This is a genomic window from Amycolatopsis sp. NPDC005003, assembly GCF_053600695.1.
Genome location: NZ_JBSGAI010000092.1, coordinates 1 through 15,980, shown reverse-complemented (window position 1 = coordinate 15,980; position 15,980 = coordinate 1). Strand labels below are relative to the sequence as shown.

General features: G+C 71.9%; 18 protein-coding genes. 12 read left to right on the top strand and 6 right to left on the bottom strand.

Annotated elements, in window-relative coordinates:
- Positions 1 to 48: 48 nt before the first annotated feature.
- The 5 genes from purU to ACWED2_RS47350 form a co-directional block, all read right to left on the bottom strand.
- Positions 49 to 924, bottom strand: a complete 876-nt coding sequence (gene purU / locus ACWED2_RS47370; protein WP_449697060.1) for a formyltetrahydrofolate deformylase — start codon at positions 922 to 924, stop codon at positions 49 to 51.
- Positions 925 to 939: 15 nt separating this feature from the next.
- Positions 940 to 1,557 carry a maleylpyruvate isomerase family mycothiol-dependent enzyme gene (locus ACWED2_RS47365; RefSeq protein ID WP_449697059.1) on the bottom strand — a complete coding sequence of 206 codons (618 nt, stop codon included), beginning with the start codon at positions 1,555 to 1,557 and terminating at the stop codon, positions 940 to 942.
- The gene (locus ACWED2_RS47360) at positions 1,454 to 2,155 is read right to left on the bottom strand and encodes a DedA family protein (protein ID WP_449697058.1); all 702 of its coding nucleotides are present in this window, start codon (positions 2,153 to 2,155) and stop codon (positions 1,454 to 1,456) included. Before ACWED2_RS47360 ends, ACWED2_RS47365 begins: the two co-directional genes overlap by 104 nt.
- 63 nt (positions 2,156 to 2,218) lie before the next feature.
- Positions 2,219 to 3,019 carry a class I SAM-dependent methyltransferase gene (locus ACWED2_RS47355; protein ID WP_449697057.1) on the bottom strand — a complete coding sequence of 267 codons (801 nt, stop codon included), beginning with the start codon at positions 3,017 to 3,019 and terminating at the stop codon, positions 2,219 to 2,221.
- On the bottom strand, positions 2,998 to 3,504 hold the full coding sequence (locus ACWED2_RS47350) for a DUF2505 domain-containing protein (protein WP_449697056.1): 507 nt from the start codon (positions 3,502 to 3,504) through the stop codon (positions 2,998 to 3,000). The genes ACWED2_RS47355 and ACWED2_RS47350 overlap by 22 nt, the downstream gene beginning before the upstream one ends.
- A 24-nt stretch (positions 3,505 to 3,528) precedes the next feature.
- On the opposite strand from ACWED2_RS47350, the gene ACWED2_RS47345 reads away from it, so the two are divergent.
- The 7 genes from ACWED2_RS47345 to ACWED2_RS47315 all read left to right on the top strand — a co-directional run bounded on the left by ACWED2_RS47345 (position 3,529) and on the right by ACWED2_RS47315 (position 10,685).
- A complete protein-coding gene (locus ACWED2_RS47345) occupies positions 3,529 to 4,584 on the top strand; it encodes a UDP-N-acetylmuramate dehydrogenase (protein ID WP_449697055.1) in 1,056 nt (351 codons plus the stop codon).
- A 158-nt stretch (positions 4,585 to 4,742) separates the two neighbouring features.
- Entirely contained in the window at positions 4,743 to 5,924 is a 1,182-nt protein-coding gene (locus ACWED2_RS47340) for a L,D-transpeptidase (protein WP_449697054.1), read from the top strand.
- Positions 5,925 to 5,927: 3 nt separating this feature from the next.
- Complete coding sequence (locus tag ACWED2_RS47335; RefSeq protein ID WP_449697053.1) at positions 5,928 to 6,743, top strand: alpha/beta fold hydrolase; 816 nt, start codon at positions 5,928 to 5,930, stop codon at positions 6,741 to 6,743.
- A gap of 22 nt (positions 6,744 to 6,765) precedes the next feature.
- Positions 6,766 to 8,070, top strand: a complete 1,305-nt coding sequence (mshA, locus tag ACWED2_RS47330; RefSeq protein ID WP_449697052.1) for a D-inositol-3-phosphate glycosyltransferase — start codon at positions 6,766 to 6,768, stop codon at positions 8,068 to 8,070.
- The gene (locus tag ACWED2_RS47325) at positions 8,067 to 8,579 is read left to right on the top strand and encodes a YbjN domain-containing protein (RefSeq protein ID WP_449697051.1); all 513 of its coding nucleotides are present in this window, start codon (positions 8,067 to 8,069) and stop codon (positions 8,577 to 8,579) included. Before mshA ends, ACWED2_RS47325 begins: the two co-directional genes overlap by 4 nt.
- 70 nt (positions 8,580 to 8,649) lie before the next feature.
- Positions 8,650 to 9,513 (top strand): DUF4349 domain-containing protein, encoded by an 864-nt coding sequence (locus ACWED2_RS47320; protein ID WP_449697050.1) that lies wholly within the window; start codon positions 8,650 to 8,652, stop codon positions 9,511 to 9,513.
- A gap of 422 nt (positions 9,514 to 9,935) precedes the next feature.
- Entirely contained in the window at positions 9,936 to 10,685 is a 750-nt protein-coding gene (locus tag ACWED2_RS47315) for a phosphoglyceromutase (RefSeq protein ID WP_449697049.1), read from the top strand.
- A 49-nt stretch (positions 10,686 to 10,734) separates the two neighbouring features.
- On the opposite strand, the gene ACWED2_RS47310 is transcribed toward ACWED2_RS47315, so the two are convergent.
- Positions 10,735 to 11,373 carry a DNA-binding response regulator gene (locus tag ACWED2_RS47310; protein WP_449697048.1) on the bottom strand — a complete coding sequence of 213 codons (639 nt, stop codon included), beginning with the start codon at positions 11,371 to 11,373 and terminating at the stop codon, positions 10,735 to 10,737.
- Between the two features lie 67 nt (positions 11,374 to 11,440).
- Between ACWED2_RS47310 and ACWED2_RS47305 the strand changes: the two genes are divergently transcribed.
- From ACWED2_RS47305 to ACWED2_RS47285, 5 genes are all read left to right on the top strand, one after another.
- Positions 11,441 to 12,304: an oxidoreductase gene (locus tag ACWED2_RS47305; protein ID WP_449697047.1), complete on the top strand. Its 864-nt coding sequence runs from the start codon at positions 11,441 to 11,443 to the stop codon at positions 12,302 to 12,304.
- 146 nt (positions 12,305 to 12,450) lie between these two features.
- Entirely contained in the window at positions 12,451 to 13,692 is a 1,242-nt protein-coding gene (locus ACWED2_RS47300; protein ID WP_449697046.1) for a sensor histidine kinase, read from the top strand.
- Positions 13,689 to 14,378, top strand: a complete 690-nt coding sequence (locus ACWED2_RS47295) for a response regulator transcription factor (RefSeq protein ID WP_091303839.1) — start codon at positions 13,689 to 13,691, stop codon at positions 14,376 to 14,378. Before ACWED2_RS47300 ends, ACWED2_RS47295 begins: the two co-directional genes overlap by 4 nt.
- Before the next feature lie 112 nt (positions 14,379 to 14,490).
- Positions 14,491 to 15,474 (top strand): Ppx/GppA phosphatase family protein, encoded by a 984-nt coding sequence (locus ACWED2_RS47290; RefSeq protein WP_449697045.1) that lies wholly within the window; start codon positions 14,491 to 14,493, stop codon positions 15,472 to 15,474.
- A gap of 163 nt (positions 15,475 to 15,637) precedes the next feature.
- Complete coding sequence (locus ACWED2_RS47285; protein ID WP_449697044.1) at positions 15,638 to 15,901, top strand: hypothetical protein; 264 nt, start codon at positions 15,638 to 15,640, stop codon at positions 15,899 to 15,901.
- Positions 15,902 to 15,980: the final 79 nt, after the last annotated feature.

Below are 15,980 nucleotides of genomic sequence, written 5' to 3'. Positions count from 1 at the left end.
GTGAGTGGTAATTCGGGTTAGAACCCGAATTACCACTCACGACCGCGGTCAGAACACCACGGTGCGGTTGCCGTGCACCAGCACGCGGTTCTCCAGGTGCCACCGGAGGCCGCGGGCCAGGGTGACCTTCTCGATGTCGCGGCCCTTGCGGACCATGTCCTCCACCGAGTCGCCGTGGTCGACGCGGATGACGTCCTGCTCGATGATCGGGCCGGCGTCGAGGTCCGCCGTCACGTAGTGGCAGGTCGCGCCGACCAGCTTCACTCCGCGCGTGTGCGCCTGGTGGTACGGCTTCGCGCCGATGAACGACGGCAGGAAGCTGTGGTGGATGTTGATCGCCCGGCCCGCCCACTCGCGGCACAGGTCGGCGGGCAGGATCTGCATGAACCGGGCCAGCACCACCGCGTGCGGGTCGTGCTCGTCGACCAGCTTGCGCACCTGCTCGAACGCGGCTTCCTTCCCCCCGGCCGGGAACGGCACGTGGTGGAACGGGATGCCGTGCGCGCGGGTGATGTCGGCCAGCGAGTCGTGGTTGCCGATCACCGCGGCGATGTCGACCTCGAGCTCCCCGGAGGCGACCCGGCCGAGCAGGTCGTACAGGCAGTGCCCGGCCTTGGAGACGAGGATCACCGCGCGGCGCCGCTCCCCGGTGTCGCTGACCTGCCAGCTCGACTCCGCGGACAGCTCCGCGGCCACTTCGCCGAAGCGGGCGCGCAGCTCGGCGGCGTCGAAGGGCAGCGAGTCGGCCCGGACCACCTGGCGGGTGAAGAACCAGCCCGTGTCCGGGTCGGTGTGGTAGGCCGCCTCGACGATCCAGCCGCCGTGCTCGGCGAGGAACCCGGAGATCCGGGCGATGATGCCGGTGCGGTCGGGGCAGCCGAAGGTGATGACGTAGCGGCGTTCGGGTGCGGTCACGCCCGGCATTCTCCCTGGTGCTGGTCAGGGCGCCGCGAGCGGTGCGAGATCACCCGTGACCGACGCCCGGTGCGGACGGCCCCACAGTGCCCGGTAGACGTCGTCGGCGGCACCGGAGACCTCGGCGGCGGGGTCGCCGAGGGCCCACTCGCGCTCCGGCGTCGTGACGCGCAGGTCGGCCTTCTTGCCCAGGCGTGGGGCGAGGTAGGTCAGGAACTCGTCGATCCCGTCGTTCGCGAACTCCGACGAGAAGCGCGTTCCCGGACCGGCTTCGAGGGCCGATTCGGCGTCGAGTCGGTGGATCGCCGTCTCGTGCGCCATCCGCCGCGTCCAGTCGCCGACCGTCGACTCGAAGCCCGGGTACGGCGAGAAGGCGGGCGTTTCCGGGTTGCGGCCGAGCGCTTCGCGCAGGGCGAGGCGCTGGCCGTCCCACCACCCGAGGACGTCGTCCCAGCCCGGCGGCGGAGTCGGCGGCACCGGCCGGTTCATCGCCAGGCCGACCGCGAAGGCGTGCACGAACGCGATGTGCGTCACCAGGTCATGGACAGTCCACTTCGGACAGTTCGGTACCCCGGCCGACGGCCCGGCCGCCAGCGCCGCCCGCTTGAGCCCGTCCGCGTGGACGTCGATCGCTTCGAGCATGTGCCGACCGTAGCCGTCTCCCGGCCTCGATGGCGAACACCAATCCCAGGCCCAGGCTGAAGGACAGCAGCAGGCCCTTGGCCGGCTCGTCGGCGAAGGCGGCTCCGCCCGCCAGCCCGATCAGCACGCTGTACGCCGCCCAGATCGCCGCGCCCGCGGCGTCGAGCACGACGAACTTCGGCAGCGGGTAGCCGAGGCTGCCGTTGGCCAGCGCGCTGGCGACGCGTCCGCCGGGCAGGTACCGGGCCGCGATGATCAGCAGCCCGCCGTTGCGCCGCACCCGGTCGCGCGCCCACTCGTACCGGCGGCGGCCGTCGGGCCCGCGCTGCAGCCGCGCGATCGCCCGTGGCCCCGCGGATCGGCCGACGGCGTACCCGAGGCAGTCGCCCGCCCACGCGCCCGCGGCCGCCACCACGGCGAGCAGGGTGAGCCGCGCGGGATCGGGCCCGAGCAGGACGGCGACGGTGACGACGGTGGTTTCGCTGGGCATGAACGGCAGCAGCGCGTCCAAGCCGGACACGGCGAAGACGAGCACCCACAGCCACGGCGAGCCCAGCGCGTCGCGCAGGACCTCGGTGACCTGCGCCAGGAGTTCCACGGCTCAATGGTGATCACCGCAGGTCACTTCGGGGTGACGCAGCGGGGGTGGCCCGGTGAACGTTCAGGCGGGGGCGACCGCTTCCCACGGAACGGTCAGCTCGCCGAGGCGGATCCGGGACGGCGGGCCCAGCACCGGCCACCCCCGCGCGGCCAGCAGCCGGACCGTCTCCAGCCAGCGGGACCGCACCCCGAACGCCTGGTGCGGTGCCGCGGTGGCCCAGCAGGTGTCGAGGGCCGCCAACAGCGCGTGGACGCGCTCACCGGGCACGTTCCGGTGGATCAGCGCCTTCGGCAGCCGCTCGGCCACCGTCGACGGGCGCTCCAGGCCCGCCAGGCGCATCGAAAGCGTCAGCGAGACCGGGCCGGACGCCGAGACCAGGACCCACGTCGACAGCCGCCCGATTTCGTCGCACGTGCCCTCGACCAGGAGACCCTCGGCGGGCATCGAGTCCAGCATCAGGCGCCACGCGCCCGCGACCTCGTCCTCCGCGTACTGGCGGAGCACGTTGAACGCCCGGACCAGCACCGGCCGCGTCCCGGCCAGCTCGAACCCGCCGCGGCGGAACTCCAGGAGGGGCGGTGCCGCGGCGGACTGCGCAACGGCCACCCGCTCCGGATCCAGCTCCAGGCCGAGCACCCGGACGTCCGGGCGGACCCGGCGCAGCCACCGCGCCAGCTCGACCGTCGTGACCGGGGAAGCGCCGTATCCGAGATCGACCACCAACGGCGAACCGGCCGCGCGCAGCAGCCGGGACGTCGCCGGCGCGGCCGCGATCCAGCGGTCGACCCGGCGCAGGCGGTTCGGGTTGGTCGTGCCGCGCGTCGGCGCGCCGACCGGACTCAGGCGGCCCCGGCCAGCCACTTCGCGGTGAATTCGGCCTCGTGCTCCAGCAGCTTCGTGACCTGCTCGGCGATCACGCTCTCCAGCTTCCCGCCGAACAGCGGGATCCGGACCGTCACCTCGCCGCTGATCCGCAGCACGGTCTTGCCGCCGTTGGCCAGCAAGGCCGTCCGCGCGCTGATCTCGCCCGGCACACCGCCGACCTCGACGGTCGCGTTGCCCTGGCGGCCCGTGCCGTCCTTGCTCACCCGCCAGGTCTGCGTGCGGGTCACCCGCAGGTCGCCCTTGTGCAGCGTCCGGACCGCCTGCGGCAGCTTGTCCGCGCTGATCCCCTGCCGCAGCTCGTACCGCAGGTCCGTGCCGGACACCTCGTACGCCAGCAGCGCCGCGTCGTGCCCGCCGAGCTGCTCCAGGCGCGCCCGCAGGGCCTCTTCGCCGGCGACCGCCGCGTACGTCGCGGCGACGTCGGCGGAGAACTCAGCGCGGTGCTCGATCCGGGATCCCATGAGCCGGACAGTACCGTCAGACGCGTGAACTCCGCCCGAACTCCCGCTCTCCCGAAGCTCGCCGCGTACACCACGCTGCGCCTCGGCGGCCCGGCCCGCCGCTTCGTCAGCGCCGTGACCAGCGAAGACCTCGTCACGGCGGTTCGCGAGGCGGACGCGGCCGGCGAGCCGGTGCTGCTGCTCGGCGGCGGCTCCAACCTGGTGGTCGGCGACGCGGGGTTCGACGGGACGCTGGTCGAGGTGGCGAACACCGGCTGGCACCGCGACGGCGGTGTCGTCGAGGTCCAGGCCGGGCAGAACTGGGACGCCTTCGTCGCCGGGCTGGTGGAGGCCGGGCTGGGCGGGCTCGAATGCCTCTCCGGCATCCCCGGCAGCGTCGGCGCGACACCGATCCAGAACGTCGGCGCGTACGGCTGCGAGGTCGCCGAGTCGATCGTCTCGGTGGAGCTCTACGACCGCGGGACGCGCGAAGTGCGCACGCTCAAGGCCGGCGAACTCGGCTTCGCCTACCGCACCAGCGTCCTCAAGGGCACGGACACCGGCGTCGTGCTTTCGGTCCGCTTCGAGGTCCGCGAAGACGGGCTCTCCGCGCCCATCCGCTACGCCGAGCTGGCGCGCACGCTCGGGGTCGGGATCGGCGCCCGCGTCCCGGCCGCCGAAGCGCGCGAAGCCGTGCTCGAACTGCGTCGCGGCAAGGGCATGGTGCTCGACCAGGACGACCACGACACGTGGAGCGCGGGCTCGTTCTTCACCAACCCGATCGTCCCGTCGGCCGAGGTCGAAGCGGTCTTGAAGCGGATCACGGACGTCGTCGGCGCGGACGTGCCGCAGTACCCGGCCGACGGCGGGGTCAAGCTGTCCGCGGCCTGGCTGATCGAGCGGGCCGGCTTCGCCAAGGGGTACCCCGGTCCGGGGAACCGCGTTTCGCTGTCGACGAAACACACCCTCGCCCTGACCAACCGCGGCGAGGCGACCACGGAGGACCTGCTGGCGCTGGCCCGCGAGGTCCGCGACGGCGTCCACGAGCGGTTCGGCGTCCTGCTGCACCCCGAACCGCTGCTCGTCAACTGCGTGATTTGAGCCGAACCGGGCAACCCGTACGTGTGTAGGACGTCTTTGTCGACAAAGACGTCGCTACCTGAACGGTTGGTCTTCACCTGCCAGCAGGTAACGTCGGCCGGGCCACCAGCGCTAAAGGCGTGTGCCCGCTGGTCGGCGGGGGATTCCAGGAGGTTTCGGTGATCGAACGGCGTACGGTCTTCAAGGCTGCCCTGGCGGCTGGAGCCGCACTGGCCGCCGCCGCGTGTTCCAGCGAGACGGGCGGCACCGCCAAGCCGACCGGTGCCAACAGCGACGGCGAGGGCGGCGGCGCGCAGCCCGTGGCGAAGATCACGGCCGAGCCCGCCGCCGACGCCAAGGACGTCCCGGTGCTCAAGCCCGCCGTGCTGAAGGTCGCCGACGGCAAGCTCACCGAGTGCAAGCTGAGCGCCGACGGCGGCAAGGACGTCAAGGGCGACCTCTCGCCGGACGGCCTCGCCTGGACCAGCTCCGAGCCGCTCGGCTACGGCAAGACCTACACCTACTCGGCCAAGGCCACCGGCAGCGACGGCAAGCCGGTCGAGTTCAAGGGCACCTTCACCACGATCAACCCGGCGAAGCAGATCCGCGCCACGCTCAACCCGGCCGACAACCAGACCGTCGGGGTCGCCATGCCGATCAGCGTCAAGTTCGCGTCGGCGGTCAAGGACCGCAAGGCGGTCGAGAAGGCCCTGTCCGTGAAGACGGACAAGGGGGAGGTCGAGGGTGCGTGGGGCTGGCTGTCCGACAGCCAGGTCGACTACCGGCCGAAGGAGTACTGGCCGCAGAACATCACCGTGAACGTCGAGGCGAAGCTGTACGGCGTCGACCTGGGCGGCGGCGCGTACGGCAAGGCCGACGTCACCACGAAGTTCAAGATCGGCCGCAACCAGGTGGTCAAGGTCAACACCCCCGACCACCAGATGCGCGTCTACCGGGGCGGCTCGCAGGTCAAGAGCTACCCGTGCGCGAACGGGCTGGACGCCGAGGTCGACCGCAACACCCCGAACGGCACCTACATCATCATGAGCAAGGAGCCGTCGGCGATCTTCGACAACGCCCGCTACGGCTACACGAACGTCAACAAGAAGTGGGCCTGCCGGTTCTCCAACCACGGCGAGTTCATCCACGAGAACCAGGACAACGCGGCCAACATCGGGAAGAACAACAACTCCCACGGCTGCGTCAACCTGCTGGAAGCCGACGCCAAGGACTACTTCGACTCGGCGATGATCGGCGACCCGGTCGAGATCACCGGCTCGAAGCTCGGCCCGCCGATGGCCTCGGACGTCAAGGACTGGAACTACAGCTGGGCGGCCTGGCAAGGGCTGGGTGCGAAGTAGCCCGTGCGCACCGAAGTCGTCGGCCACGGCGGGGTCCGGCTCGGCCTGCGGGTCGAGGGCGAGGCGAACAGCCGGCCGATCGTGTTCGTGCACGGCTGGGCGCAGTCGGCCCGGTGCTGGGACGCGCAGCTCGCCGACCCGGCACTGACCGAGCGGTTCCGCCTGGTCGCGATGGACCTGCGGGGCCACGGCGCGTCCGACGTCCCGGTGCGCGGGTACGACGACCCCGAAGTCTGGGCGGACGACCTCGCGGCGGTGCTCGACTTCGCCGGCCCGGACGCGATCGTCGTCGCCTGGTCCTACGGCGGCCTGGTGCTGACCGACCACATCCGCGTGCACGGCACCGCCCGGCTGCGCGGGCTCGTACTCGTCGGCGCCATCACCGAGATCGGCCGCGACCGGCCGGGCGGGCGCGTCGGGTCCCTGATGCGGGAGCACATGCGGGCGATGCTTTCGGACGATCCGGACATCGCGGTCCCCGCGCTCACCGCGTTCAGCCGCGGGATGGTCACCGGGCCGGTGCCGGGCGCGCAGGTCCAGGCCCTGCTCGGGGCTTCTCTCACTGTGCCGCCCGCGGTCCGCTCGGCGCTGTTCCGCCGGGACGTCGGCAGCGAAGAAGTGCTGGCCGGGATCGACAAACCGACCCTGGTCGCGCACGGCACGGCCGACCGCGTGATCGAGCCCTCAGCGGCCGAGCACGCCCTCGGGAAGATTCCGGGTGCCGTCGGGCGTTGGTTCGTTGACGGGGGCCACACGCCCTTCGCCGAGTCCGCGGCCGAGTTCGACGCGGTGCTCCGGCAGTTCGCCGAGGAATGCTGAAGTACGCGGGAGACGTGACCAGGTGACCAGCTCCATCCGGAGGTTCCGGGCTGTGCCGCGCCGGATCGCGGTGCTGTCCGTGCACACTTCGCCACTCGAGCAGCCCGGGACCGGGGACGCGGGCGGGCTGAACGTCTACGTCAGCCAGACCGCGACCGAGATGGCCCGCCGCGGCGTCGAGGTCGAGGTGTTCACCCGGGCGACCGCGTCCGGGCAGCCGCCGGTGGCCGAGCTGGCGCCCGGGGTGACCGTGCGGCACGTCCAGGCCGGTCCGTTCGAGCCGCTCGGCCGCGACGAGCTGCCCGCCCAGCTGTGCGCGTTCACCTCCGGCGTGCTGCGGACCGAAGCCTTCCACGAGCCCGGCCACTACGACCTCATCCACTCGCACTACTGGCTGTCGGGCCAGGTCGGCTGGCTCGCCCGCGACCGGTGGTCCGTGCCGCTCGTGCACACCGCGCACACCCTGGCGAAGGTGAAGAACGCCGCGCTCGCCGAGGGCGACAAGCCCGAGCCGCGCACCCGCGTGATCGGCGAGGAGCAGGTGGTCGCCGAGGCCGACCGGCTGGTCGCCAACACCGCGGTCGAGGCGCGGCAGCTCATCGAGCTCTACGACGCCGAGCCGCACGCGGTGCACGTCGTGCCGCCGGGTGTCGACCTCGAGCGCTTCACGCCGGGCGCCAAGTCCGTCGCGCGCGCGGAGCTGGGGCTGGCCGACGACGACGTGGTGCTCGCGTTCGCGGGCCGGATCCAGCCGCTCAAGGCGCCGGACGTCCTGTTGTACGCCGCGGCCGCGATGCTGCGCCGCCGTCCCGAACTGTGTTCGCGGCTGGTCGTGCTGATCGTCGGCGGCCCGTCGGGCACCGGGCTGGAGCAGCCGCAGGCCCTGCGCGAGCTGGCCGGCTCGCTCGGCATCGAGCGGCAGGTCCGGTTCCTGCCGCCGCAGCCGGGCGAGCGCCTCGCCCGGGTCTTCCGCGCGGCCGACGTCGTCGCGGTGCCCAGCTACAACGAGTCGTTCGGCCTGGTCGCCCTCGAGGCGCAGGCCTGCGGGACGCCGGTGGTCGCGGCCGAGGTCGGCGGGCTGCCGGTGGCGGTGCCGCACGGTGTTTCCGGGCTGCTGGTCCCGGGGCACGGCGCCGAGGAGTGGGCGGACGCGCTGGCCGCGGTCGCGCTGCGGCCCGACCGGCGCGCCGAGCTCGGCGCGAACGCCGTCGTGCACGCGCGGCGGTTCTCCTGGCGCCGTACGACGGACGCGCTCCTCGACATCTATGCTCAGGCCACCAGCGCGTTTTCCCGCGCGCTGGACCTGCGCGCGGAGGTGGCGGTGTGAGCCTGGACGAGCTGATCCGGTCTACTTTGGACTCCGCGGAGCTGAAGTACGACCGGCGCGGACCGGGCAAGTACTTCGTCACGTTGCCAGGCACGAAGAAGCTGCAGACGAACGCGTGGCTGGTCGACGGCGACCACGCGTTCTCGGTGGAGGCCTTCGTCTGCCGCCGTCCGGACGAGTCCCATGAGGACGTTTACCGGTTCCTGTTGCAGCGCAACGCGAAGCTCTACGGCGTGCACTACACAGTGGACAGTCTCGGGGACATCTACCTGGTCGGCCGGTTCGGCAAGGAGACGATGAGCGCCGACGAGCTCGACAAGGTGCTCGGCCAGGTGCTGGAAGCGGCCGACGGCGACTTCAACACGCTGCTCGAGATCGGCTTCGCGACGTCGATCAAGCGCGAGTGGGATTGGCGCGTCTCCCGCGGTGAGTCCCTGGCCAACCTCCAGGCGTTCAAGCACCTCGTCGCGCCCGAGCGGCCGCACGAACCGGGCTTGACCGAGTCGTGACCAGGGCCGTGCAACGGCCCTGAACCGGACATCCGTCTCCTCGCCAGTCGAAACTGGAGGGAGACCCAGGATGCGGACTCGATGGAGAGCCGGGCTCGCGGTCGTCGCGGTGGCGTTCGTGCTGGCCGGCTGCTCGGCGGCGGAGAGAGCGTCGACGAGTGCGGACAGCGCCGGTGCCGGGCCGGTCCCGGTGGCGCCGCAACAGGGCAGCGGGAAGTCCGGGCAGGAGAAGGTGACCCCGCCGCAGCCGGGCGCCACCGAACGGAAGCTCTCGCGCAGCGCCCGGCTGGAACTGACCGCCCCCAAGGTGGTCGACGTCGTCGCGCAGGCCCGCGGGATCGCGGAGGGCGCCGGCGGCTACACCGGCCAGGAGAGCACCGGCGACGAGCTGGCGACACTCAGCCTCGCGGTACCCGCCGACCGGCTCGACGGCGTGCTCGACCAGCTCGTGCACCTGGGCGGTCTGGTGAAGCGGGAGCTGAACACGCAGGACGTGACCGGGCAGGTGGTCGACGTCGAAGCGCGGCTGGCGACGCAGCGGGCGTCGGTGGAGCGGATCCGCGCCCTGCTCGCGCGGGCCAGTTCGGTGTCGGAGATCGCTTCGGTCGAAAGCGAGCTGACGAGCCGCGAGGCGGCCCTCGAATCGCTCGAACAGCAGCGGAATTCCCTGGCCGGCAGCGTCGCGATGGCGACCGTGGCGATGACGATCCGCAGCGTCGCGGCGCCCCCGCCGCCGAGCGAGGACCACAGCGGGTTCCTCGGCGGGCTGGCCGGTGGCTGGCACGCGTTCCTCGTCTTCGGCGGCGGCCTGCTCACCGTGCTGGGCGCGCTCGCGCCGTTCCTGCTGTTCCTCGTGCCGCTGGGCTGGCTCGGCCGGTGGCTGTACCGCCGCCGCCGGACGCCGGTGCCGGCCCCGGAACCGAGCGAGAGCTGAAGCGGAACAGGCGGGACGGCTCGAGGGAGGGGGAGTCGCGATCTCGAGCCGCCCCGCTGAAGTTCCCGCCGATCAGGACCCGGTGACGAGGGGGGTGCCAACGGGGCCGGGCGGGCCGCGGCTCGGCAGGGGGGAGACGAGCCGCGGTCAATGCCCGAATCCGGCCGGGGAGTGCGTGGAATCCGGCCGTTCGGGACGTAGTCAACCTGTCAGATCCCGGCGGGTAATCACAAGGCTACTGGCTAGCCCGTTCGAGTGAATTTTCGAAATGTCGATAACAGTGTGCAGTTTCAACTCGGATTTTTGCGCGCTGTTGGCGGCCCGACTTGTCGAAGAGTGACCCGTTACTTCGGAGTAACACACTCTAAGTAGGACAGAGGTCACCAGTCGGCTGCGGAGTGCGTTCTGGCAGGCTGAGGACCATGGGCGAGATTGGGACGTTGGTACTGCTGCGGCACGGGCAGAGCACGTGGAACGCGGAAAACCTGTTCACCGGCTGGGTGGACGTACCGCTGTCGGAACAGGGTGAGGGCGAGGCCCGCCAGGGCGGCCGGCTGCTGGCCGACGCCGGGCTGCTCCCGGACGTGGTGCACACCTCGCTGCTGCGCCGCGCGATCGCCACCGCGAACATCGCGCTGGACGCCGCCGACCGGCACTGGATCCCGGTGAAGCGCGACTGGCGCCTCAACGAGCGCCACTACGGCGCGCTGCAGGGCAAGGACAAGAAGCAGACCCTGAACGAGTTCGGCGAGGAGCAGTTCATGCTCTGGCGCCGCTCGTACGACACCCCGCCGCCGCCGATCGACCCGGACGACAAGTGGAGCCAGGCGGGCGACCCCCGCTACGCGAACCTCGGCGACCAGGCCCCGCTGACCGAGTGCCTGAAGGACGTCGTCGAGCGGCTCCTGCCGTACTGGGAGTCCGCGATCGTGCCGGACCTGCGCGCGGGCCGGACGGTGCTGGTCGCCGCGCACGGCAACTCGCTGCGCGCGCTGGTCAAGCACCTCGACGGCATCTCGGACGCGGACATCGCCGGGCTGAACATCCCGACCGGCATCCCGCTGCGGTACGACCTCACCGAGGACCTGAAGCCGGTGCAGCCGGGCGGCGAGTACCTCGACCCGGACGCCGCGAAGGAAGCCGCTGCCGCGGTGGCCAACCAGGGCCGCTGAGCTGTTCCGAAGGCCACGTTGCGGGGCTCCGCGACGTGGCCTTCGTGCTTCACAGCAGACCGGCCTCGCGGGCCCGGGCGCCGGCCTGGAAGCGCGAAGACGCGCCCAGCAGCTCCATCAGCTCCGCCACCCGGCGCCGGTAGGTGCGCAGGCTGACGCCGAGGACCCGCGCCGCCGTCTCGTCCTTGCAGCCCGTGGCCAGCTGCTCCAGGATTTCCCGCGCACCCAGCTCGGTGAACCGCGCCTGGTAGGACTCGAGGTCGGTCGCGCCGTGCCAGGCCGCCTCGAACAGCGACAGGATGCCCTGCACCAGGGCCGGGCTGCTGAGCACGGTGTAACCGCGGACCCCGCCGACCTGGTCGCCGGCCACGATCGCGATCCGGCGGTCGAGGATGATCGTCTCGTTGATCTCGCGCTCGGTGATCCGGATCCGGGCGCCGTTCTCGGCCATGGTCCGCAGGTGCTCCGCCAGCGCGGCGTCGAGCAGCACGCCGGGCTGGTACACCTTGCGCACGGTCATCCCGCGCACCGAACGCTCGCGCTCGGGCGCGTTCGGGTGCGCGACCGACCACGTGTGCAGATCGCGCGCCGCACACGAGATCTCCGTGGCGGCCTCGAACAGGTGGGCCGTCCGCTCGAACAGCTCCGCTTCGCCGCGCACCATGACGACGTCAGTCACCTTCTCCACGCATTCCAGTGTGGCAGCAAGATGCCAACCGCGGTGGTCGCGCGGGCCGCGCCGGAAGGCTGGAGCCATGACCACGAACACCACCGCACCCGCCGCCGCGGCGGGCACCTGGAAGCTCGGCTCCTTCGAAGTCAACCGCCTCGGGTTCGGCGCCATGCGCCTGATGTCCGCTTCGGACGGTGGCATCCGCGCCCGCGAGACGTCGCTCGCCGTGCTGCGCCGGGCCGTCGAGCTGGGCGTGAACCACTTCGACACCGCCGCCTTCTACTTCGCCGGGCCGCGCTCGGCGAACGAACTGCTCAACACCGCGCTGGCGCCCTACGACGACCTCGTCATCACCACCAAGGTCGGCCCCGGCCGCGACTACGAGGGCACCTTCTACACCGCCCGGCCGGAGCAGCTGCGCGCCCAGGTCGAGGAGAACCTGCGCGAGCTGGGCCTCGACCACCTCGAAGTCGTCAACTACCGGATCGGCCAGAGCCTCGACCGCGGGGAAGGCTCGCTCGCCGACGGCTTCGGCGCGCTCGCCGAGCTGCGGGAAGCCGGGCTGATCCGCGAGCTGGGCATCTCCAACGTCGGCCCGGACCACCTCACCGAGGCGCTGGAGATCGCGCCCGTCGTCTGCGTCCAGAACCAGTACGGCCTCACCGCGCGCCGCGAGGACGACGAGCTCGTCCGGATGTGCGCCGAGCGGGGGATCGCCTTCGTGCCCTTCTTCGCCGTCGCGAGCGGAACCGGCGAGGACGCGCGGGTCGCCGAGGTCGCCCGCCGCCACGACGCCACCCCGGCGCAGGTGCGGCTCGCGTGGACGCTCCACCGGGGACCGAACGTGCTCGCCATCCCGGGCACCGGCGACGTCGGGCACCTCGAGCAGAACGTCGCCGCGGCGGCGCTGCAGCTGACCGAGGAAGACCTCGCCGCCCTCGGGTGAATTCGCCCGGAATGTCTCGCCGGGGAATCGATCGGGTGAACGCCGCCTGAAGCCCCGGCGAACATGTCCTCCGCAGGTGTCGCGGTGCTCACGACAAGGCGGACAACGCTAGGCCGAAGGGCCACTTCTCAGCTTACGATCGGCCCGTGACCACGCCTGTTTCACTCGCACTGGCCATCGGCGCACTGGTGGCCGGTGCGGTGGTCGGCTACTTCCTCGCGCGGGCCCGCACCCGCCGCGAGGAGGCCCGCCCGCCGGGCCCGACCGTCGCGGAGCTCCTGGAGCGGCTGGTCCGGTCGTCGAACAACGGCATCGTCGTGCTCAACCGGTTCGGCGACATGGTGCTGCACAACCCGCGTGCCTACGAGCTGGGCCTGGTCAAGGTCAACCGGGTCGACCCGCGGGCCCGCAAGGCCGCCGAACAGGTCGTCGAAACCGACGAACCGCTGGAAATCGATCTCTCGCCGCTCGAAGCGCGCGGCCGCCAGCCGGAGGCGGTGCTCGGCCAGGTCCGGCCGCTCGGCGACGGCTTCACCGTCGTCGAGGCCGTCGACCACTCCGAGGCCATCCGGCTGGAGGCCGTCCGCCGCGACTTCGTCGCCAACGTCAGCCACGAGCTCAAGACCCCGGTCGGCGCGATCGCGCTGCTCACCGAGGCCGTCCTCGACGCCGCCGAGGACGTCGAGGAGGTCCGCCGCTTCGGCGGCAAGATCCTGCGCGAGTCCACCCGGCTCGGCCAGCTCGTCACCGAGCTGATCGCGCTGTCGCGGCTGCAGGGCGCCGAACGGCTGCCCGACCTCAACGTCGTCGAGGTCGACGCGGTCGTCCGCGAGTCGCTCGGCCGCACCACGCTCTCGGCGGAGTCCGCCGACATCAGCATCACCACCGACAACCCCAGCGGCCTGCTCATCGAGGGCGACCGCACGCTGCTGGTCACCGCGCTGTCGAACCTGCTGGAGAACGCCGTCGCGTACTCGCCGGCCGGCAGCCCGGTGTCGATCTCCCGGCGGCTCGCCGACGGGATGGTCGAGATCGCCGTCACCGACCGCGGCATCGGCATCGCCGAGGACGAGCAGCAGCGCGTGTTCGAGCGCTTCTACCGCGCCGACAAGGCCCGCTCGCGCGCCACCGGCGGCACCGGCCTCGGCCTGGCGATCGTCAAGCACGTCGCGGCCAACCACGGCGGCTCGGTCGGGCTGTGGAGCCGGCCGGGCACCGGCTCGACGTTCACCCTGCGCATCCCCGCGCACGTCAGCCCCGAACCGGCCCCCGAGCCGGCGCGGGCGGCCAAGACCTCGCCGGCACCGCGGCAGGAGAAGACCCCCGAGCGCACCCAGAGGCTCGTGGTTACCGGGCAGGACAGCCCAGATCATGGAGGAAACCTGTGACCAGGGTTCTCATCGTCGAGGACGAGGAGTCGTTCGCCGACCCCCTCGCCTTCCTGCTGCGCAAGGAAGGGTTCACCGCGGCCGTGGCCGGCACCGGCCAGGCCGCGCTGGAGGAGTTCGACCGCAACGGCGCCGACATCGTGCTGCTCGACCTCATGCTGCCCGGGATGAGCGGCACCGACGTCTGCAAGCAGCTGCGCCAGCGCTCCGCCGTGCCGGTCATCATGGTGACCGCGCGCGACAGCGAGATCGACAAGGTCGTCGGCCTGGAGCTGGGCGCGGACGACTACGTCACCAAGCCGTACTCGGCCCGCGAGCTGATCGCCCGGGTCCGCGCGGTGCTGCGCCGCGGCGGGGAGCCCGGCTCCGACGGCGAGCTGGCCCCGCTGGTGCTCTCGGCCGGCCCGGTCCGGATGGACGTCGAGCGGCACGTCGTGACCGTCGACGGCGCCGAGGTGTCGCTCCCGCTCAAGGAGTTCGACCTGCTCGAGTACCTGCTCCGCAACGTCGGCCGGGTGCTGACCCGCGGGCAGCTGATCGACCGGGTGTGGGGCGCGGACTACGTCGGCGACACCAAGACGCTCGACGTCCACGTGAAGCGGCTGCGGTCGAAGATCGAGCCGGACCCGGGCTCGCCGCGGCACCTGGTGACGGTCCGCGGCCTGGGCTACAAGTTCGAGACGTAAGTCCTTTTCGGTGCGGAATCGCCCCGGTGGAGGCGCGCCGGGGCGAGGCCGCACCGAGTGTTTTCGGTTACATGTTCGAGACCTGAGCCCGGGCCCGGTACCCTGGACCCCCGTGCGCCTAGGGGTACTCGACGTCGGTTCCAACACCGTCCACCTGCTCGTGGTCGACGCCCACCGTGGCGCCCACCCGACGCCGATGCATTCCGAAAAGTCCGTGCTGCGGCTGGCCGAGCGGATCACCCTCGGTGGCGAGCTCTCCAAGGCCGGCGCCGACGAGCTGGTGACCGCCGTCGAATCCGCCAAGGAGTCCGCCGCCCGGCTCGGCTGCGAAGAGGTCATGGCCTTCGCCACCTCGGCGGTCCGCGAAGCGAAGAACTCCGCCAAGGTGCTGGCCCGCGTGGCCGACCGGACCGGCGTCGACCTGCAGGTCCTTTCGGGCACCGACGAAGCGAGGCTGACGTTCCTCGCCGTCCGCCGCTGGTACGGCTGGTCGGCCGGGCAGCTGCTGGTGCTCGACATCGGCGGCGGCTCCCTCGAGGTCGCGATGGGCCGCGACGAAGAGCCGGTGCTGGCCGAATCGCTGCCCCTGGGCGCCGGCCGCACCACGCGCACCCGCTTCAAGCACGACCCGCCGAGCCGCTCCGAGCTCGTCGCGACGTCGGCGTGGCTGGACGACCAGCTCACCGACCTCACCCGCAAGGTCACCAAATGGGGTGAACCCGATCGGGTCGTGGCGACGTCGAAGACGTTCCGCTCGCTCGCCCGGCTGACCGGCGCCGCCCCCTCGGCGGCGGGCCCGCGCGTCCGACGTACGCTCACGGACACCGCATTGCGCCAGCTCCTGGCCTTCATTTCGCGGATGCCGTCGGCCGATCTGGCGCAGCTCGAGGGCGTCAGCTCGAGCCGGTCGCACCAGCTCGTGGCGGGTGCGCTCGTCGCGCAGGCCACGATGCGGGCGCTCGGTGTGCCGGAACTCGAGATCTGCCCGTGGGCTCTGCGAGAGGGTGTCATCCTGCGGCGGCTGGACCATTCGAACGGCGCGGATGAGACTGGAGCCGCCCTCGTGGGGCGCTTCGGCGCACAGGAGGACCGGTGAAAGCACGCGACTGGACTTCCCGGACGGATAACGGGCACGGTGGAGAGGTGACGGACATGCAGAGGTCGGTGTACAGCGCGCGCGGCGCCGCCGGTGTGCCGTCGGGTACCGCTTCTCCGAATGCCGACGCTGGCAACACGGTGCGCGCAGGGGATCACCAGGTATGACGGACCAGACCGGAGGCGACCAGCCGCAGAAGACCGTGGCTGAGCTGCTCGCCCAGCACGGTGCCCAGGTCGACGGCGGACGCCGCCGGCGTCGACGCGCCGCCGATGACGACGACGAACCCGGCACTTCCGAGGCCCCGTCCGGCGCCACCGGCTCGCACCGGCGGCCCGGCGTCAGCGACACCGGCCCGCAGGCGATCATCGACCGGGTGGCGTCCGAAGGCACGCCGGCCCCGCCCGCGCGGCCGGCCGGAAGGTAGCGGCTCACGCCGTATCCGATCCCGTTGTGCGGATCGGCCCGCAGCCGCGCCTTGACCGCGTCGAGCCGGGCCGCCCAGC

Excerpts from the sequence above, each read along its gene's own strand:
- purU (WP_449697060.1), bottom strand. The coding sequence starts at position 924 with ATGCCGGGCGTGACCGCACCCGAACGCCGCTACGTCATCACCTTCGGC.
- ACWED2_RS47315 (WP_449697049.1), top strand. The coding sequence starts at position 9,936 with ATGGGCGAGATTGGGACGTTGGTACTGCTGCGGCACGGGCAGAGCACG.
- ACWED2_RS47365 (WP_449697059.1), bottom strand. The coding sequence starts at position 1,557 with ATGCTCGAAGCGATCGACGTCCACGCGGACGGGCTCAAGCGGGCGGCG.
- ACWED2_RS47350 (WP_449697056.1), bottom strand. The coding sequence starts at position 3,504 with ATGGGATCCCGGATCGAGCACCGCGCTGAGTTCTCCGCCGACGTCGCC.
- ACWED2_RS47320 (WP_449697050.1), top strand. The coding sequence starts at position 8,650 with ATGCGGACTCGATGGAGAGCCGGGCTCGCGGTCGTCGCGGTGGCGTTC.
- ACWED2_RS47285 (WP_449697044.1), top strand. The coding sequence starts at position 15,638 with ATGACGGACCAGACCGGAGGCGACCAGCCGCAGAAGACCGTGGCTGAG.
- ACWED2_RS47305 (WP_449697047.1), top strand. The coding sequence starts at position 11,441 with ATGACCACGAACACCACCGCACCCGCCGCCGCGGCGGGCACCTGGAAG.